Annotated in this window: 14 protein-coding genes; 6 read left to right on the plus strand and 8 right to left on the minus strand. The window is 62.5% G+C overall.

All coding sequences use genetic code 11. From position 1 onward, the window contains the following. Complete coding sequence (locus tag VCB98_RS08150; protein WP_346051565.1) at nucleotides 1–825, plus strand: peptidylprolyl isomerase; 825 nt, start codon at nucleotides 1–3, stop codon at nucleotides 823–825. Nucleotides 826–915: 90 nt separating this feature from the next. Here VCB98_RS08150 and VCB98_RS08155 read toward each other — a convergent pair whose 3' ends face one another. The 4 genes from VCB98_RS08155 to smc all read right to left on the minus strand — a co-directional run bounded on the left by VCB98_RS08155 (nucleotide 916) and on the right by smc (nucleotide 8462). Continuing rightward, nucleotides 916–1383, minus strand: a complete 468-nt coding sequence (locus tag VCB98_RS08155) for a DUF1499 domain-containing protein (protein ID WP_346051567.1) — start codon at nucleotides 1381–1383, stop codon at nucleotides 916–918. Between the two features lie 187 nt (nucleotides 1384–1570). Further along, complete coding sequence (ligA, locus tag VCB98_RS08160) at nucleotides 1571–3898, minus strand: NAD-dependent DNA ligase LigA (RefSeq protein WP_346051569.1); 2328 nt, start codon at nucleotides 3896–3898, stop codon at nucleotides 1571–1573. Further along, nucleotides 3898–4833 carry a cell division protein ZipA gene (gene zipA / locus VCB98_RS08165; protein WP_346051571.1) on the minus strand — a complete coding sequence of 312 codons (936 nt, stop codon included), beginning with the start codon at nucleotides 4831–4833 and terminating at the stop codon, nucleotides 3898–3900. Before zipA ends, ligA begins: the two co-directional genes overlap by 1 nt. Before the next feature lie 125 nt (nucleotides 4834–4958). Then, nucleotides 4959–8462, minus strand: coding sequence for a chromosome segregation protein SMC (smc, locus tag VCB98_RS08170; RefSeq protein WP_346051573.1), 3504 nt, complete (start codon nucleotides 8460–8462; stop codon nucleotides 4959–4961). A gap of 200 nt (nucleotides 8463–8662) precedes the next feature. On the opposite strand from smc, the gene queF reads away from it, so the two are divergent. The 5 genes from queF to VCB98_RS08195 all read left to right on the plus strand — a co-directional run bounded on the left by queF (nucleotide 8663) and on the right by VCB98_RS08195 (nucleotide 14642). Next, nucleotides 8663–9052, plus strand: a complete 390-nt coding sequence (gene queF, locus VCB98_RS08175) for a preQ(1) synthase (RefSeq protein WP_346051575.1) — start codon at nucleotides 8663–8665, stop codon at nucleotides 9050–9052. A gap of 172 nt (nucleotides 9053–9224) precedes the next feature. Next, the gene (gene dksA / locus VCB98_RS08180) at nucleotides 9225–9809 is read left to right on the plus strand and encodes an RNA polymerase-binding protein DksA (protein WP_406672111.1); all 585 of its coding nucleotides are present in this window, start codon (nucleotides 9225–9227) and stop codon (nucleotides 9807–9809) included. Nucleotides 9810–9895: 86 nt separating this feature from the next. Further along, entirely contained in the window at nucleotides 9896–10819 is a 924-nt protein-coding gene (gluQRS, locus tag VCB98_RS08185) for a tRNA glutamyl-Q(34) synthetase GluQRS (protein ID WP_346051576.1), read from the plus strand. A gap of 875 nt (nucleotides 10820–11694) precedes the next feature. Further along, a complete protein-coding gene (gene acs / locus VCB98_RS08190; protein WP_346051577.1) occupies nucleotides 11695–13650 on the plus strand; it encodes an acetate--CoA ligase in 1956 nt (651 codons plus the stop codon). 20 nt (nucleotides 13651–13670) lie between these two features. Beyond that, nucleotides 13671–14642, plus strand: coding sequence for a hydrolase (locus tag VCB98_RS08195; RefSeq protein ID WP_346051578.1), 972 nt, complete (start codon nucleotides 13671–13673; stop codon nucleotides 14640–14642). A 60-nt stretch (nucleotides 14643–14702) separates the two neighbouring features. Here VCB98_RS08195 and pnp read toward each other — a convergent pair whose 3' ends face one another. From pnp to rbfA, 4 genes are all read right to left on the minus strand, one after another. Beyond that, nucleotides 14703–16796 carry a polyribonucleotide nucleotidyltransferase gene (gene pnp, locus VCB98_RS08200; protein ID WP_346051580.1) on the minus strand — a complete coding sequence of 698 codons (2094 nt, stop codon included), beginning with the start codon at nucleotides 16794–16796 and terminating at the stop codon, nucleotides 14703–14705. Between the two features lie 25 nt (nucleotides 16797–16821). Continuing rightward, nucleotides 16822–17091: a 30S ribosomal protein S15 gene (rpsO, locus tag VCB98_RS08205; RefSeq protein WP_346051581.1), complete on the minus strand. Its 270-nt coding sequence runs from the start codon at nucleotides 17089–17091 to the stop codon at nucleotides 16822–16824. Nucleotides 17092–17292: 201 nt separating this feature from the next. Continuing rightward, nucleotides 17293–18210 (minus strand): tRNA pseudouridine(55) synthase TruB, encoded by a 918-nt coding sequence (gene truB, locus VCB98_RS08210; RefSeq protein WP_346051583.1) that lies wholly within the window; start codon nucleotides 18208–18210, stop codon nucleotides 17293–17295. Next, nucleotides 18200–18595 carry a 30S ribosome-binding factor RbfA gene (rbfA, locus tag VCB98_RS08215; protein WP_346051585.1) on the minus strand — a complete coding sequence of 132 codons (396 nt, stop codon included), beginning with the start codon at nucleotides 18593–18595 and terminating at the stop codon, nucleotides 18200–18202. Before rbfA ends, truB begins: the two co-directional genes overlap by 11 nt. Nucleotides 18596–18599: the final 4 nt, after the last annotated feature.

Consider the following 18599-nt stretch of genomic DNA (forward strand, 5'->3'; position numbering starts at 1 on the left):
ATGAAGAAACTACTGAGCAGTCTGATTGTGCTCGGTCTGCTGGGCCTGATGGCCTGTGAGACCGAAACCCCGGCCAATGGAGACCGTGACCGGAATGGAGAGGACCTGGGCGGCGAGACCCTGGCCACCGTGGATGGGAAACCTGTATCCGACCGCCTCCTGGCGGCCTTTGTACGCCAGTACCCGGGCTTTGACATGGATGGTCTCCAGCCCCAGCAACGGGAACAGCTCACCGACCACCTGATCAATCTGACGATCCTGAGCCGAGAGGCCGAGCGTCGTGGCATCCATCAGGAAGACGAGATCCGGGCCGCCATGGCCCTGGAGCGGATGCAGACCCTGGCCGATGCACTCATGCGCAAGCTGGAAGAGGATGAGCCCATCAGCGAGGACACCCTCCGCGAGCAGTACGAAGAACAATACTCGGACAGCAAGGAATACAGTGCCCGGCATATCCTGGTGGAAGATGAAGACACCGCCCGCGACCTGATTGCTGCACTGGACGAGGGTGCCGATTTCGCCGAACTGGCCCGCGAACACAGCACGGGCCCCACCGGTGAGCGGGGTGGTGACCTGGGCTGGTTCCCCGCCGAGCAGATGGTGGAGCCCTTCGCCAATGCCGTTCGGGCCATGGAAGCGGGCAGCTTCACCGCCGAGCCCGTCCAGACCCAGTTCGGCTGGCATGTGATCCTGCTCGAGGACACCCGGGAAACGGAAGGCCCGGCTTTCGAGGAAGTGCGTGAGCAGATCGCCGACAACCTGCGCCAGCAACGGGTGCAGCGCTATGTTTCCGAACTCCGGGAACAGGCCGAGGTGGAGCGGTAATCGTTCCCCCTGCAGAGAAAAGCAATCTGCAGCAACATGAAAAAGCGCCCCGCGGGGCGCTTTTTTTCGAGCCGGTTTCAGGCGCGACAATCAGAGTCGCAGGCTGCTCTGACCGCTCCGATCCTGGTATTCGCGGATCAGGGTCTGGAGGGCCCGGAAGCGATCACGGCCTCGATCACGATCGATGGGGCCGGCGCGGGCCGCGGCGCGGACATGAATGATGTTGCGTTGCGGCGGGAAGTAGAATTCCACCTCGTCGACCATGGTCTCGGACTGAAAGTAGAACTCATCGCCCTCGCGAAAGACCGAGCCGGTGAATTCCACCCGCAAATAGGTTCGATGGCTGGATACAATCCGAGCGCCAGGGAATCCCTGGATCACGGCCGCAAGGGCCGAACGCCCTTCCCTGCGGGTCCCGTCATACTCAAGCACATCCGCCTGCGCCACCTCCCGCTCATCGGGATGACTGGACAGACAGGTACGGGCGTCGGCGCACGGCGGCAGCTCGCCCTCCCGGATGCCGTAGGGGGGCACCTGGGTGCCGGCGCACGCTGACATGAGTATTGCCATGGCGGGCAGAAAAAGATTTACCCGATTATGTTGCAAGGCTGTCCTCCGCCGGGACACACACCAACTGAACAGACTACCCCCCAATGTATGGCCTTGCCAAGCATTTCGCGACAATCATTGCGTGACCGGGAATTCCCAAATCAACCAGGCTGACCAAAGGGGCTAGCCCACTGGGTCACTCTCCCGCCAGCAGGGCCTTGAGCTTGTCCTCGGAAAGCACGGGCACGCCAAGCTTCTCTGCCTTGTCCCGCTTGGAACCGGCCTTGTCGCCGGCTACCAGGTAATCGGTGCGACTGGAGACGCTGCCGGTCACCTTGCCCCCCGCCGCTTCAATGGCCGCCCGGGCCTCGTCACGGGTCATCTCAGCCAGGGTACCGGTGAGGACAAAGGTCTTGCCCGCCAGCGGCGACTCGTCTGCCGCCTGCTGATAGTCGGAGCGGTCCTGCGTCCAGTGAATGCCCCACTCCCGCAGCAAGGACTCAGTCTCATCCAGAATCGGACGCATATTGGCGTCTTCCAGGGCGCGACGGGCCTTGAGAATGGCCTGGTCGGTTTTCTCATCCCCGCTGTCGCCCGCCTGGAACTGCCACAGGGCGGTGAAATCCGGGCAGTGAGCCGCGATGGTCTCGACCCGCTTGCCGGTCGCCCCTTTGATGGACAGGGCCTTGAGCAGGGACTGCAGAGTAATGTCGTGGACGTAATCGGGACTGAAATCGGCCTCGTCGCTGAGAACAATGCCATCCGAGCGCTCAAACAGGCGGTCCACTTCCCGGGCATTGCCTTCATCGTCGAAGAAATCCCGGATGGCCCCGGCCACCCCCGGCCCGATATCCGGCACGCACAGCAGCAAGGGCATGGTGGCCTTGCGAATCGACTGGAAACGGCCGAAGGCATTGGCCAGCCCCTTGGCCAGGGTGGCGCCCACGCTGGGAATGCCCAGGGCGAACAGGAAGCGCCCCAGCGTCACTCGCCGTTTGGCTTCGATCTCCTCCAGCAGCTTCTCCACGGAGCGCTCGCCGAAGCCATCCAGGGCCAGCAGCTCGGCCTTTCGCTCGTGGAGCCGAAAGATGTCAGAAGGACGGCGCACCCATTCCCTCTCAAAGAATCGGGCCAGGCTCTTGTCACCCAGCCCCTCGATATCCAGCGCCGTGCGCGAGACGAAATGACGCAGGGTCTCCAGTTGCTGGGCGGCGCAGTTCATGCGTCCGGTACAACGATGAACCGCTTCCCCGGGCTCGCGGACCACATCGGCACCACAGACGGGGCATTGCTCGGGAAACTCGATTACTGCCGCTTCCGGGGGACGGCGATCGGTGACCGCTGCCACCACCTCCGGGATCACATCCCCGGCCCGACGGACAATGACGGTGTCGCCAATGCGCACGTCCTTGCGGCGGATCTCGTCCATGTTGTGCAGGGTGGCATTGCTGACCGTGGCCCCGCCGACGAAGACCGGCTCCAGGCGGGCCACCGGGGTAATCGCCCCGGTGCGGCCAACCTGGAACTCCACATTGCGCAGTACGGTAGTCTTCTCCTGGGCCGGAAACTTGTGAGCAATGGCCCAGCGCGGTGCCCTCGACAATTGGCCGAGTCTCGCCTGCCAGTCGAGGCGATCCACCTTGAAGACCACCCCATCAATATCGTAATCCAGCGACTCACGGCGCTCGAGAATCGCCTGGTAATAATCGAGGCAGGCCTTCAGGCCATCAAGACGACGACCTTCCGGGGAAACCGGCAAGCCCCAATCGGCCAGTGCCGAAAGCAAGTCGGTCTGGGTGTTAACCGTGGGCCCACCCTCGATGATGCCGATGCCATAACAGAAGATCTCCAGAGGCCGCCGCCGGGCGACCCGGGCATCCAGTTGCCGCACACTGCCGGCCGCTGCATTGCGGGGATTGACGAAGGTCTTCTCGCCCCGCTTGCGTTGTGCCGTATTGAGCTTCTCGAAACCTTCATGGCTCATGAAGATCTCGCCCCGCACCTCCAACCGACGGGGAATATACTTGCCTTCGAGAACCACCGGCACCTGGGCAATGGTCCGCACGCTGTGAGTCACATCTTCGCCGGTTTCACCGTCACCCCGGGTAGCCGCTCGAACCAGCTCACCGTCCTCGTAAAGCAGGCTGACTGCCAGCCCATCCAGCTTGGGTTCGCCGTGGTAGGACACCGCAGACGAATGCCCGAGGCGTTCCCGAACCCGGCGATCGAATGCCTCCAGGTCCTCCGCCCCAAAGGCATTGTCCAGAGACAACATGGGCTTTTCATGGCGGACCGGCGCAAAGGCACTGTCGGCTTCGCCACCGACACGGCGGGTGGGGGAATCGGCGCTTTGCAGGTCGGGAAACTCGGCTTCCAGGGCCTGGAGCTCGGCCATCAGCGCATCGTATTCGGCATCCGGGATTTCAGGTTCGTCAAGGACGTGATAGCGATGATCGTGGTGCTGGATCTGCTCCCGCAGCTCCGCCACGCGACGGGCGGCCGCCTCCCGGCTCCCCTGCTTCATCAGCGACTCCCGGCAGGTTGACGCTGCACCTGGCGGCGCAGCCGTTCGAACTCGGTGATTTCTTCTTCGATATAGGTGGCACGCTGCCGGGAGAAGGGGTTACGGGCTTCATCCCGGACATCGCCGCCGAGGGTTTCGGCAACCTGATGAGCCAGGCTCAGCATTTCATGGAAGGTCTCCACCCCCGGCCATGGCCCCGGCAGTACCGCGAACAGGGTAATACCCCGATAGTGACTGTAATCCATTTCCGCCAGATCGAAATGACCGGGCTCAACCATATTGGCCACGCTGAACAGCAGCGCCAGCTTGCCCTGCTCATCCCGCTCACTGCGATGAAAGATCTGATACTGACCGTGGCGAGCTCCGGCCTGTTCCAGCAACTGACGCAGTCCGGCCCCTTCCAGTCCTTGCTCTCCCACGGCTCTGACATGCAGAGAAACAATCTTCTGGGAATTCGGGTTGTATTCCGGCAGCTCGGGCTCATCCCCGGCCTGGGTATCCAGGGCCCCATCGGCTTGGTGATCGTCGCGGACATCCGGCTCCGGTGCTGATTCCTCCGCCGCCGCGCCCAGATCCCTCAGGCGCTCTCTAAGACGACCCAGGCCGCGGGCAAGTGCCCGGTCCGATCGTTCCGGGGATTCCGGTTCAGGGCTTGTAGCGGCCGCACGGCTCTCCCGGCGTAGCGCCGGCGTCTCCGGACGCAGACTGGGCAGTTCATCCTCCTCAACGCCCGACTTCGGCTCGGAAGGCACCGCCTCACCGGCCTCCGGCCGCAGCTTGACGCGAGGCAGTTCATCACTGTCCACCCGCTGCGAGGGACGCGGCGGCCGATGCAGCGACTGCTCCCGCTCACGGCCTTGCCAACGCGTGTAGGCATAAACCGCGATCACGAGCACGACACCCAGTCCGATCAGTGCCAGCCTAAGCTCCGGCATCCATTCTCCACCCTGGTTCACAGTTCAGCGGGCCACGCTCGAAGGCCGCATACCGCTGGGAAATCCCCAGGCCCCGGGTGCCCACACCTTGGGGCCCAGACCCTGGAACAATACGCATTCTCTGTTCAGGCCGTGGCCATTTCCACGGCTTCATCCACATCCACCGAGACCAGCCTGGAGACACCGGGTTCATTCATGGTCACACCCAACAGCTGATTGGACAGCTCCATGGTGATCTTGTTGTGGGTGATGAAAATGAACTGGACCCGTTCCGACATTTCCTTCACCAGGTCACAGAAACGACCCACATTGGCATCATCCAGGGGCGCATCCACCTCGTCCAGCATGCAGAAGGGTGCCGGGTTCAATTCGAAAATGGAGAACACCAGCGACACCGCGGTCAGCGCCTTCTCACCACCCGACAAGGCACTGATGCTGCTGTTGCGTTTACCGGGCGGCCGCGCCATCACGGCAACGCCTGCATCGAGCAAATCCTCGCCGGTCATTTCCAGGTAGGCGTGACCGCCCCCGAACAGACGCGGGAAGGTTTCCTTGAGCCCGGCATTGACCTTGTCGTAGGTCTCCTTGAAGCGGGTCCGGGTTTCCCGGTCGATCTTGCGGATTGCCGACTCCAGGGTCTCCAAGGCTTCGGTGAGATCGTCATACTGGGTGTCCAGATACTGCTTGCGTTCGGACTGTTCCCGGAACTCGTCGATGGCGGCCAGGTTGATATTCCCCAGTCGACTGATGCGGCGCTCCACGGCCTGCAGACTCTCATTCCAGTCACTGACCGAGGCATCCTCCGGCAGCGAGGCGGCCACCGTCTCCAGATCGGTCTCCAGTTCGTTGAGCTGCTCCACCAGGGTCTCCCGGCGCACCCTTGCCTCCTGGCTTTCCAGTCGCAGCTTCTCCAGCTCGCCACGCAGCTCGGCGGCCTTCTGCTCGTGCTCTACCCGCTGCTGCTCCTTCTCACGGATGTCCGCATCGATGGCCTCCATCCGGCGGCGAGCAGACGCCAGTTCCTCATCTACCTGCTTGCGCCGTTCCAGCAGGCGCTCCAGTTGCTCTTCCTGACCGGCCACCGGATTCTCATCCTGGTCCAGGGCTTCACTGAGGCTGGAGCGACGCTCTGACAATTCCTCAAGCTGGGCCTGCATGCGCTCCAGCCCACGCCGGGTGGACTCCAGGCTGGAGCGGCGGGATTCCACCTTCAGAGCCAGTTCATGGGCCGCCTGCTGATCCTCACGGGCCTTGCGCCGGGCTTCTTCCAGGGCCTCGCGAATCTGTGCCCGCTCGGCTTCCAGCTCACGACGCTCGTCCTCACCGGCCTGCATGGCATCGACACTGGTTTCCAGGCGCCCGCGGACCTCTTTCAACTGGCGATTCTGTTCCTCGAGCTGGCTTTCCAGCTCACTTTCTTCCCGGCTCAGGGCTTCCCGTCTTTCGTCCGCCTGAGAGATCCGTGAGCGCAGGGACTCCAGCCGGGCATCGATATCGGAGATGCTGCGGTGGAGCTGGTTGAACTCACGCTGGGCGTCTTCCAGACCGGCCTCGCGCTCCTTGACCTCACCACGGGCCGCCTCAAGGGATTCCGCCAGGGTCTCGCACTCGGCTTCCAGGGTCTCGTGATCGGCCTGCAGCGACTTCAGGGACTGCTCGCGCTTGAGCACACTGTCTTCAGACTGTTCGGCCCGCACCACCCGGACCCAGTGCCGGCCCAGCCAGGTGCCGTCGCGGCAGACCACCGACTCCCCGGCAGCCAGGGTGGGCAGTTGCTGTCGGGCCTGTTCCAGATTGTGGGCGACCCGAACGCCGGACAGCAGTTCGCCAATCACGGCCGGCCCCTCGACCTTGGCTGCCAGATGCTCGGCATCGGCGGCGGCCGACTGGCCATCAGCGGCCGAAACCAGACCCAGCTGTCCGGACTCAAGCCCCGGCAACTCGTCCAGGGCCATGGACACATCGTCCACGCTGACCGACTCCAGGTGATGGCCGAGCACGGTTTCCACCGCCCGCTCCCAGCCTTCCGAGACGCGGATACGCTCGGCCAGACGGGGCCGCTCTGCCAGCCCTTGCTGTTTCAGCCATTCGGCATTGCCGCCACCGTCCTTGTTGAGCGCTGCCTGCTGCAGGGCTTCGAGGGAGCTGATCCGGCCATTGAGGCTTTGCAACTCATTGCGGCGCTCATGCAGCCGACGACTCAGCTCCCGCTCCTGGCCACGGGCGCTCTCCAGGGCCTCACGGTGACCTTCCAGGGAGTCGGACAGGGCATCATGTCGCTCGCCCTGGCGATCCCGCTCCTCGCCCAGCTCCTGCTCCTGACGGCGCATGGCTTCGGTGGATAGCTGATCCCGCTGTTCGCGAATCTTCTCCACCCGCTCCAACTGACGCCGGACCTGGGTTTCCAGGTGTTCGATCCGGGTGCGCGAGACTTCGGCGGTCTGCTGATCTTCACCCGCACGGCGGCTGAAGCTGTCCCAGCGTTCCTGCCACTCGGCCAGCCGCTTCTCGGCCTGCTCCTGGGCGCTCACGGACTGCTCGGCGGCCTCCCGCAGGCGCTCCAGGCCCGGCTCCATTTCTGCCAGCCCGCTTTCGGTATCCTTGAGATACTCTTCGTCCCGGCGGATATGGTTGCGGGTCTGCTCCAGGGCATGCTCGGCGCGCTCCAGATCCTCCAACTGACGCTGACGCATCTCCCGGGCATGCTGGATGGCCTGCTCGACCCGGGTGATCTCCGCCCCCGTGCTGTAATAGCGCGCCTGTACCTCGTTGAAGGCCTCGCTGGCCTCGGTCTGACGCTCACGCTCTGCCTCCAGCTCCTTTTCCAGGCTCCGCTGGTGGCTGATCTCGGCCTGCATGCGGTTCTCGATCTCGGCCAGGCGACGGTCCTGGCTCTCCAGACCGCCATCCAACTCCCGCACCCGCAGGGCCAGCAGCTGAGCCCGCAGCTCCCGCTCCTCGGCCTTGAGCTGCTTGTATTTCTCGGCGGTGCGCGCCTGGCGGTCCAGGTGGTTGAGCTGCTTTTCCACCTCCTCGCGCAGATCACTGAGGCGTTCCAGGTTCTCGCGGGTATGGCGAATCCGGTTCTCGGTCTCCCGCCGGCGCTCCTTGTACTTGGAGATCCCCGCGGCCTCTTCCAGAAACACCCGCAACTCTTCCGGCTTGGCCTCGATGAGACGGCTGATCATCCCTTGCTCGATAATGGCGTAACTGCGCGGACCCAGGCCGGTCCCCAGGAAAATATCCTGAATATCGCGCCGACGGCAGCGAGAGCCATTGAGATAGTAGCTGGAGGTACCGTCACGGGACACCTGACGACGCACGGAAATCTCGTTGTAGCCGGCGTACTGCCCGCCCACGGACCCGTCGGAATTATCGAAGACCAGTTCGATGGAGGCGGTGCCCACCGGCTTGCGGCTGGTGGAGCCGTTGAAGATCACATCGGCCATGGAATCACCGCGCAGGTGCTTGGCGGAGCTCTCCCCCATGACCCAGCGCACGGCATCGATGACATTGGATTTGCCACAGCCGTTGGGACCGATGATGCCGGTCAACGGCGTGGGAAAGGTGATGGTGGTCGGATCGACGAAGGATTTGAATCCGGCCAGTTTGATCTTGCTCAGTCGCATGAATTTTCCGTCATTCAGGGGCCCCGCGCGGCGATGCTCGCGGCCGGGGCCGAAATAATCCGGGCTCTGGGGCCAAAACAATCCCGGCATTGTAATGTAAAGCCGGGTCCGGTTTAATCCCGTTCCGGGCGGGCGGCGAAGAATCCGATCACTGCCCCCGCTCAGCCAGTGACATCCATTTCCCGACAGCGGAGCACATCGTGAGCACCACTCCCAGCAAGACCCTGGAAACCTTTCCCAATCCCAGGCCCGGCCGTGACTTTACCATCCGGATGGAAATTCCGGAATTCACCTGCCTCTGCCCCAAGACCGGCCAGCCGGATTTCGCCACCATCGAATTGGCCTACGTCCCCGACGAGCTCTGTGTGGAACTGAAGTCCCTCAAGCTCTACATCTGGGCCTTCCGCGACGAAGGCGCCTTTCACGAGGATGTGACCAATCAGATCCTGGACGATCTGGTGGCCACGATTTCGCCCAAGTTCATGCGCGTGACCGGCGATTTCAACGTCCGGGGCGGCATCTGGACCAAAGTGGTGGCCGAGCATCGGGCGCCGGACTGGCAGGCCCCTGCGCCGGTTGAACTGCCCTGAGGCCTGAGCGGCCATGGCACCTTGCGTGCCCCGTGCCCTTTCTGTATAACCTGCCACTGATCGGCTATCGCCATCACTTGCATCGGAGATCAGGGATGAACCACCGAACCCTGCCCCGGGCCTGACCGGTTGCAGGGCTGAAAGCCGCTTTCAGCATGGGGAGTCAAGGGCCATGGCTGCAAAGAAATCCAGCAAGAAAAAAACATCGACCCGGAAAAAGGCCGCGAAAAAGACCGTGACGAAGAAAAAGACCGCCAAGAAGACCGCCGCGAAAAAGACAGCCGCGAAGAAGGCCGCCAGCAAGAAGGCGACCAGGAAGAAGACGGTGACCGCCGGTACCGTGGCCGCGGATACGGGCATCAAGCCCTATGAGCCTCGCAAGGGCGAGGAGTACATGAACGAGGACCAGCGGGAGCATTTCCGTCAGATTCTGCTGGCCTGGAAATACGATCTGATGGAGGAAGTCGACCGCACCGTCCACCACATGCAGGACGAGGCCGCCAACTTCCCCGATCCCAGTGACCGCGCCACCCAGGAGTCCGAGTTCAGCCTCGAGCTGCGGGCCCGTGACCGGGAGCGAAAGCTGATCAAGAAAATCGACGAGTCCCTGCAGGCGATCAAGGAAGACGATTACGGCTTCTGTCATTCCTGTGGCATCGAGATCGGCATTCGCCGGCTTGAGGCCCGCCCCACGGCGACGCTGTGCATCGACTGCAAGACCCTGGACGAGATTCGCGAGAAGCAGATGATCGGCTAGCAAGCCGGCAAGATTCTCAGGTCCTGCCCGGCCCCGGCAGTCGCCGGGGTCGGATCACCGAACCCGCCGGAGGCTCCGACAGCCGCATGTCAGACGCCGTTTCCCGGACCCCCTACACCGGCCGCTTTGCCCCCTCTCCCACCGGCCCGCTGCACTTCGGCTCCCTGCTCGCCGCCACCGCCAGCTATCTGGAAGCGCGCCGCCACGGAGGCCGCTGGCTGCTCCGCATTGACGACATCGACCCGCCCCGTGAGGCAGCCGGCGCCCGCGACGAGATACCCCGCACCCTGGAAGCATTTGGCTTTGAATGGGACGGGCCGATCATTCTCCAATCCACCCACCTGGACCGTTACCAGGCAGCTCTGGAGCAGCTGCTGGCGGGCGGCCTGGCTTATCCCTGCGCCTGCACCCGCCGGGAAGTGCGCGCCGTCGCCCGCGAGGGCGTGGACGGGCCGATCTATCCCGGCACCTGCCGAAACGGCATGCCACCGGGACGGGAAGGCCGCGCCATCCGCCTGTCCACTCATGAGGCCCAGATCGAATTCAAGGATGACTACCAGGGCCCGATAGCAGTGGACCTGGAAGCGCAGATGGGGGATTTCGTCATTCGTCGTGCGGATGGGCTGTTTGCCTATCATCTTGCCGCAGCGGTGGATGACGGTGATGGGGAGATCAGTCATGTGGTGCGTGGCATTGATCTGCTTTACAGCGCCCCGCGCCAGATTCACCTCATGCACTGCCTGGGCCTGACCCCGCCCTGCTACGCCCATCTGCCGGTTATCCTTAACCGGGAAGGCCAAAAGCTCAGCAAACAGACCGGCGCCACCGGCCTGGACACCGGCCAGGCCCCCGCCCTCCTCTTCCACGCCCTGCGCACCCTCGGCCAGGCGATCCCCGAGCCCCTGCAAGGCGCTACGCTGGAAGAGATCTGGGCGTGGGCGCTGGAGCATTGGGATAGTGAGCCGCTGCAGGGCCGCGATGTAATCGGCGAGGTGCCGGCGGTGGGCTGAGGGCTTGCGTTGGTGGGCATCGAATAGCTTAGTGCCCTTGGATGCTGGTGACGGGGGCGCTTCGGTCATTTCGAATGGCGTTGATTGGGGTCAGTACCCTGCGTTGCCGGTGACGGATTGCATTCCGGCCTAGGTGGCGACAGGCCTTTCCAGGAACGCCGTAAACCCATCCCTGGGGGCTCTGGGTTCGCCATCCTGGCTCACACAGTCCTGGAAAGGCCTGTCGCCACCTAGGCCTACCTTTGCTGGGGGTCACCTGGGCTGTGCTTGCTGAGGGTGTGTTCTGAAATGTGAGCAGATTGCCTTCGATTCGGCCGTTGAAATCGCGGATATACCCCCTCCCACGGCGGCTTTGGCATACGCTAATGCCCCCGTGGGAGCGAATTCATTCGCGAACAAGAGCTGCCAGGTGCCACCAAGGCGAAAGACTGAACAAAACTCTCCACTAGCACGGCTCAGGTGACAACCTCCAAAGGTAGGCCCAGGTTCTGGTGGCCTTGCTCAGGGCTGTGTGAGGCAGGATGCCGAACCCAGAGCCCCCAGGGATGGGTTTACGGCGTCCTTGAGCAAGGCCACCAGAACCTGGGCCGGAACGCCCCCGTCACCGATCTCGAAGGGCCTTAGACAGATCGAGGCCGCCCGGAAAACCTGTCATTACTCAAAGCCCACCCACGCAATCCATCGCTGACAGCGAAAGGCCCTAGCCCCATCGAAACCAATCGGCGTCGAAGCCGAGTCACATCTCACCACCGCCACTAAAGAACCCCTACGTTCGAAATCTGCCCTATACAGCCTAATGCCCAGAAGCTTGGGCCGAAGGCAGGCAGTGCGCTAAGCTTCAGGGCAGAGTCCCATTCACAGGCTTGGAGTCCCCCATGGCTAACGGCAACGACGAGCTCTATCCGGTACCGACGGAGATCGCTTCCAGGGCACATCTGGACAAGGCGGGGTACGAGGCCATGTATCGCCGCTCCATTGAAAACCCAGAGGCCTTCTGGGCCGAACAGGCCGAGCGATTCATCCACTGGTTCCGCCCCTGGGATCGCGTCATGGACTGGGACTTCAAGGAACCGCGAATCCGCTGGTTCGAAGGGGCCGAGCTCAACGTCAGCTACAACTGCATCGACCGTCACCTGGAAACACGCGGCGATAAGACCGCCATCATCTGGGAAGGTGATGAACCGGGTGACACCCGCCGCTTCAGCTACCGCGAACTCCATGAAGCAGTATGCCGCCTCGCCAATGGCCTGCGAGCCCGGGGGGTCCGGCGGGGCGATAGGGTTTGCATCTACATGCCCATGGTCCCCGAGGCCGCCATCGCCATGCTCGCCTGTACCCGCATCGGCGCCATTCACTCCGTTGTCTTCGGCGGCTTCTCACCCCACGCCCTGCGTGACCGGATTCTGGACGCCGACTGCAAACTGGTGATCACCGCCGACCAGGGTGTTCGCGGTGGCAAGATTGTCCCCCTCAAGGAAAACACCGACAAGGCAGTCACCGAATGTCCCGGCGTGGAAACCGTGGTGGTATTGCGCCGCACCGGCGCAGAGGTGCCCTCCAGTCCTGATCGAGACATTGACTACCATGAGCTGGTCGAAGACATGGAGCCCCACTGCGAAGCGGAACCCATGGACGCCGAGGACCCCCTGTTCATCCTTTATACATCCGGCAGCACCGGCAAGCCCAAGGGGGTACTGCACAGCACGGGCGGCTACATTCTCCAGGCCGCCATGACCCATCACTATGTCTTTGATTATCACGAAGAGGATATCTATTGGTGTACCGCCGATGTGGGCTGGGTCACGGGGCATAGCTATATTGTCTACGGCCCATTGGCCAATGGCGCAACCACCCTCATGTTCGAAGGCGTGCCGACCTATCCGGATGCCAGCAGACACTGGGACATTGTCGACCGCCACCAGGTGAACATTTACTACACCGCCCCCACCGCCATCCGTGCACTGATGCGTGCCGGCAATGAGCCTGTCCAGCAGTACAGCCGCAAGAGCCTGCGCATTTTGGGAACGGTGGGGGAACCCATCAACCCGGAAGCCTGGAACTGGTATCACCAGGTGGTGGGCGATGGTCGCTGCCCGGTGGTGGATACCTGGTGGCAGACCGAGACGGGCGCCATCATGATCGCGCCGCTGCCAGGTGCCACGGATCTCAAACCCGGCTCCGCCACCCGGCCCTTTTTCGGCGTCCAGCCAGCATTGATGGATGCCGATGGAAGAGAGCTGGAGGGAGAAGCCGCCGGCAATCTGGTCATCAAGGGCAGTTGGCCAAGCCAGATGCGGACGGTCTACGGAGACCATGAGCGCTTCGCTCAGACCTATTTCAGCGCCTACCCCGGCCTATATTTCACCGGCGATGGTGCCCGCCGGGACGCCGACGGCTACTGGTGGATTACCGGACGGGTTGACGATGTCCTCAATATTTCCGGTCATCGCCTGGGTACGGCGGAAGTGGAAAGCGCCCTGGTGCTTCACCCTGCTGTGGCCGAAGCGGCCGTGGTGGGCTACCCCCATGACGTCAAGGGCCAGGGCATCTATGCCTACGTCACCCTGATGGCAGGCAAGGAAGGCAGCGACGAGCTCAGTGATGAATTGATGGATCTGGTGCGCGACGAGATTGGCGCCATTGCCCGGCCGGATATCATTCAGTGGGCACCGGGTCTGCCCAAGACCCGCTCGGGCAAGATCATGCGCCGCATTCTGCGCAAGATCGCGGCCGATGAGCTTGATACACTGGGTGATACCAGCACCCTGGCCGACCCCGGTGTGGTGGACAATCTCATCGACAATCGAATCAAGCCCGACAGTGGCGGCTGATTGAATCAGGGGGACATGACGTGATCAAGGCCAGCCGCTTTCGGCCTGCCTGGTGGGCCCGCAATGCCCATGCGCAGACGATCTACCAGAATCTCCTCCGGCCCTATCCCCGCGTTGACACACGGCGCGAGCGAATCACGCTGGCAGACGGCGATTTTCTCGACCTGGATTGGGCCGGCCCGGACCACGGGCCGATGGTCATTCTTATCCATGGTCTCGAGGGCTCACTACAGTCCAAATATATCGCCGGCCAACTTCGGGCATTGGTGAATGCCGGCCTCCGCGGCGTGGTGATGCATCTTCGGGGCTGCAGCGAAGAGGCAAACCGTCTGCGGCGCGGCTACCACTCCGGCGCCAGCGAAGACCTGGAAGCGGTGGTCTCTCATGTGGAAAAGCACTGCCCCGGCGTCTCCCTGGCCGCCGTGGGTTACAGCCTGGGCGGGAATTTGCTGCTCAAATGGCTAGGGGAGCGTGGCGCTGATTGCCCCCTGACAACGGCAGTAGCCGTGTCAGTGCCTTTCCGCCTCTCCCAGTGCGCCCATGCCATTCGACAGGGCAGCTCCCGGGTCTACAACGCATTCCTGATGCGGCGTATGAAGGCCAGTTACCGGGCCAAGTTCTCCCGACGTGATGATGCGCCCTTCCCCCTTGACGCCCTGGATGGTTTGAAAAGCTTTCATGATTTCGACAATGCCATCACCGCGCCCCTGCACGGTTTCGACAATGCCGAGGATTATTATCAGCGCAGCAGCAGCATTGCCTTCCTGACTCGCATCCAATGCCCTACCCTGATTCTTCATGCCCTGGATGATCCCTTCATGCGCCCTGATATCGTCCCGAGCGAGCGGGAGATATCAGACCATGTGGAAGTGGAGATCAGCCCCCGGGGCGGCCATGTGGGCTTCGTTACCGGTCGCTGGCCCTGGCGGCCACGCTGGTGGCTGGAAGAGCGGGTAACCGGGCATTTGATTACGGCGTTTGAAATCAGCTAGCACAAAAAAACCGCCCCGGACAAAGCCGGGGCGGTTTCAGCTTCGATCCATGCAGTTGGATCAGGCGGCGTCGACCGCCTTCATGCTCAGGCGTACCTTGCCGGAGCGATCCACTTCCAGAACCTTGACCTTCACCACATCACCTTCCTGGACCACGTCCGACACCTTCTCCACTCGCTCTTCCGCGAGCTGGGAGATGTGCACCAGACCGTCCTTGCCAGGCAGGATGGTGACAAAGGCACCGAAGTCCATGATGCGGGCAACCTTGCCTTCGTAGATCTTGCCCACTTCCACTTCGGCCGTGATGTCTTCGATCATCTTCTTGGCGGCTTCACCGGCAGCGCGGTCCACCGAAGCGATCTTGATGGTGCCATCGTCGGCAATATCGACATTGGCACCCGTCTCTTCGGTAATGCTGCGGATGGTGGCGCCACCCTTGCCGATCACATCGCGGATCTTGTCCGTATGGACCTTCATGGTCAGGATGCGGGGCGCCCAATCGGACATTTCTTCACGGGGCTTGGAGATGACCTTGTTCATCTCGCCAAGGATGTGCAGACGCCCATCCTTGGCCTGAGCCAAGGCATCTTCCATGATTTCCCGATCAATACCCTCGATCTTGATGTCCATCTGCAGAGCAGTGACACCCGCTTCGGTACCGGCAACCTTGAAGTCCATGTCACCCAGGTGATCCTCGTCACCCAGGATATCGGTCAGAACCGCATGGCCGGCATCTTCCTTGATCAGGCCCATGGCCACACCGGCCACCGGGGCCTTGATGGGCACACCGGCATCCATCAGGGACAGACTGGTGCCGCACACGGAAGCCATGGAGCTGGAGCCGTTGGATTCGGTGATTTCGGAGACCACACGAATCACATAGGGGTACTCGTCCATGTCCGGCATCACGGCCTGAACACCGCGCTTGGCGAGCTTGCCGTGACCAATCTCACGCCGCTTGGGGCCGCCCATGAAGCCGGTCTCACCCACACAGTAAGGCGGGAAGTTGTAATGCAGCATGAAGGGCTGCTTGTGCTCACCCTCAATGGCATCAATGATCTGTGCATCGCGACCGGTACCCAGAGTGGTGACCACCATGGCCTGGGTTTCACCGCGGGTGAAGATGGCGGAACCGTGAGTCCGGGGCAGATCGCCAACGGTCACGTTGATGGGACGCACCGTACGGGTATCACGGCCATCAATGCGCTTCTCGCCGGCAATGATGCGACCACGGACAATCTTCTTCTCCAGATTGCCCACTGCCGACTTGACCTCACCCTCGGACCACTTGGGTTCATCCTCGCCTTCCGGAACCAGAGCGGCCACGGCCTTGGCGCGAATTTCACTCAAACGCTCGTTGCGTTCCTGCTTGTCGGCAATTTGATAGGCACCGTCCAGATCGGCATGAACCAGCTCTTCCACCTTGCCAGCCAGTTCGGTGTCCTCAGCCTCCGGCTCCCATTCCCAACGGGGCTTGCCGGCTTCATCGGCCAGTTCCCGAATAGCCTGGATGGCCGTTTGCATCTGCTCGTGACCATGAAGCACCGCACCCAGCATGACTTCCTCGGACAGCTCCTTCGCTTCCGACTCCACCATGAGCACGGCCTTATCGGTACCGGCCACCATCAGGTCCAGGTCGGATTCTTCCAGCTCGCTGGCATTGGGGTTGAGCAGGTACTCGCCGTCGCGGTAACCCACACGGGCAGCCCCGATGGGCCCGTTGAAGGGAATGCCGGAGAGCATCAGGGCGGCAGAGGTGCCGAGCATTGCCGGCACATCCGGATCCACTTCGGGATTCACGGAGATCACCGTGGCAATGACCTGAACCTCATTCATGAAGCCCTTGGGAAACAGCGGGCGAATGGGACGGTCAATCAGGCGCGAAGTCAGTGTTTCCTTCTCGCTGGGACGACCTTCCCGCTTGAAAAAACCGCCGGGGATACGGCCGGCGGCATAAGTGCGTTCCTGGTAGTTGACGGTGAGGGGGAAGAAGGGACGACCGGGATCGGCTTCCTTCTGGCCCACGGCGGTCACGAGGACCACCGTTTCGGACATGTTGACCAGCACCGCGCCATCCGCTTGGCGGGCAAGGCGGCCGGTTTCCATGGTCACCGCATGACCACCGTAATTGAATGTTTTGCTGATTGCTTTCACGATAATTTAACCCGTTGCCTGTAGTTCAGCGACGCAGATTCAGGCGCTTGATGAGGTCCTGATAGCGACTGCGATCCTTCCGCTTGAGATAATCCAGCAGCTTGCGGCGCTGATTCACCATGCGCAGCAGACCACGACGAGAATGATGGTCGTGCTTGTGCTGGGAAAAATGTTCGGTAAGCTCATTGATTCGAGTGGTCAGCAGCGCGACCTGCACTTCCGGGGAACCGGTGTCTTTCTCGTCGCGGGCATATTCACGGACCACTTCCTGCTTCTTTTCTGCACTCAGAGACATTGCCTGTTTAACTCCTGATTTACTTTGCGTTGCGCAAAGGGTTTCTGAATCCCGGTTCGGGCACATCCCGAAACCGCATTCACTACCCGGACCCCGCAGTGGCTGTCACGCCCACCGCCTGGGCCGTCCCAAGCCGCCTATTCTACGCCCGCGGCCCCTGGCGTCACAAGGGACGGCGCCCAGGCGCCGCCCCGAATCCTATCAACCGGTGTGAAGCAGGCGCTTCGGCGCCACCCGGCCATCATCCAGGATCTCGCCAATACCGAGAAATCCCCGATCTTCCGCATAAACGCGGACCCGACCGGCCACCGGCGCTCCGGCCACCTGAACCGCCTGCCCCTGGCGGAAATACCAATCCATGTCGGCACTCAGATTCACCGACTCCCACCCTGCCAGGGCAGTATCCGCCGGCTGCAGCAGGGCATCCAGGGCTTCCTGGCCCTGCTCGGCGGCCTCTTCCACCGCCTCCAGGCTGACCAGCTCGTCTTCAGAGTAGGGCCCGGCGCCAACCCGTCGCAGGCGACTCACATGGCCCACCGTGCCAAGCGCCGCGGCGATATCTTCCGCCAGGACGCGAATGTAGGTGCCCTTGCTGCACTGGGCCCGCAGGCTCAGCACCGGCGGATTGATCGCCAGGCAGCTCAGCGCGTGGATGGTGACCCGACGCGGCTCACGCTCCACCTCGACCCCTTCGCGGGCCAGGCGATAGAGGCGTTCACCCTTGTGCTTGAGAGCGGAATACATGGGCGGGATCTGTTCGATGTCGCCGCGAAAATCAGCCAGGACGCTTTCCAACCGCGCTTCATCCAGAGTCGGCACCTCGGCTGATTCCACCACCTCGCCCTCGGCATCGCCGGTGCTGGTGCGAGTTCCCAGCTGACAGTCGAACTCATAGGTCTTGTCCGCATCCAGTAGAAACGCAGACAACTTGGTGGCCTCTCCCAGGCACAGGGGCAAGACACCGCTGGCAAGGGGGTCCAGGCTGCCGGTATGGCCCGCCTTGCGGGCATCGAACAACCGTCGGACCCGCTGCAGGGCCTGGTTGGAACTCATTCCCAGCGGCTTATCCAGGGGCAGTACGCCATGAACGTCCCGCCCGCGCTTGCGACTACGACCCACGCTCGTCCTCGTCCTCGTCATCTCCACGCCGACGGCGATCACTTTCCACAGCCTGGTCAATCAGGGAACTGAGTTCCGAACCCCGCTCCAGACTGTCGTCATGCTTGAAGAACAACTCGGGTGAGCGACGGATATACATGGTCCGGCCAAGACGGGCACGCAATGGCTTGCGTGCGGCGTCCAGGCTTTCCACCAGGTCTTCCGGCGGATCGCCCAGGAAATCCACCCAAACATTGGCGCGGGAAAGATCCCTGGCCACTTCCACATCCGTGACGGTAACCTGCCAGGCAGCGTCATGATCCACTTCCTCACGGATGATCAGACTCAGCCGCCGCTTCATTTCCTCGGCCAGCTTGCGCTGCCTGGCACTCGTCGGTTCCTTCACTTCA

Source organism: Natronospira elongata, assembly GCF_034931365.1.
GTDB lineage: Bacteria > Pseudomonadota > Gammaproteobacteria > Natronospirales > Natronospiraceae > Natronospira > Natronospira elongata.

Bases quoted from the DNA above. Each gene is read 5' to 3' on its own strand.
- VCB98_RS08150 (WP_346051565.1), top strand. From the start codon at position 1: ATGAAGAAACTACTGAGCAGTCTGATTGTGCTCGGTCTGCTGGGCCTG.
- VCB98_RS08155 (WP_346051567.1), bottom strand. From the start codon at position 1,383: ATGTCAGCGTGCGCCGGCACCCAGGTGCCCCCCTACGGCATCCGGGAG.
- ligA (WP_346051569.1), bottom strand. From the start codon at position 3,898: ATGAAGCAGGGGAGCCGGGAGGCGGCCGCCCGTCGCGTGGCGGAGCTG.
- zipA (WP_346051571.1), bottom strand. From the start codon at position 4,833: ATGCCGGAGCTTAGGCTGGCACTGATCGGACTGGGTGTCGTGCTCGTG.
- smc (WP_346051573.1), bottom strand. From the start codon at position 8,462: ATGCGACTGAGCAAGATCAAACTGGCCGGATTCAAATCCTTCGTCGAT.
- dksA (WP_406672111.1), top strand. From the start codon at position 9,225: ATGGCTGCAAAGAAATCCAGCAAGAAAAAAACATCGACCCGGAAAAAG.
- gluQRS (WP_346051576.1), top strand. From the start codon at position 9,896: ATGTCAGACGCCGTTTCCCGGACCCCCTACACCGGCCGCTTTGCCCCC.
- acs (WP_346051577.1), top strand. From the start codon at position 11,695: ATGGCTAACGGCAACGACGAGCTCTATCCGGTACCGACGGAGATCGCT.
- rpsO (WP_346051581.1), bottom strand. From the start codon at position 17,091: ATGTCTCTGAGTGCAGAAAAGAAGCAGGAAGTGGTCCGTGAATATGCC.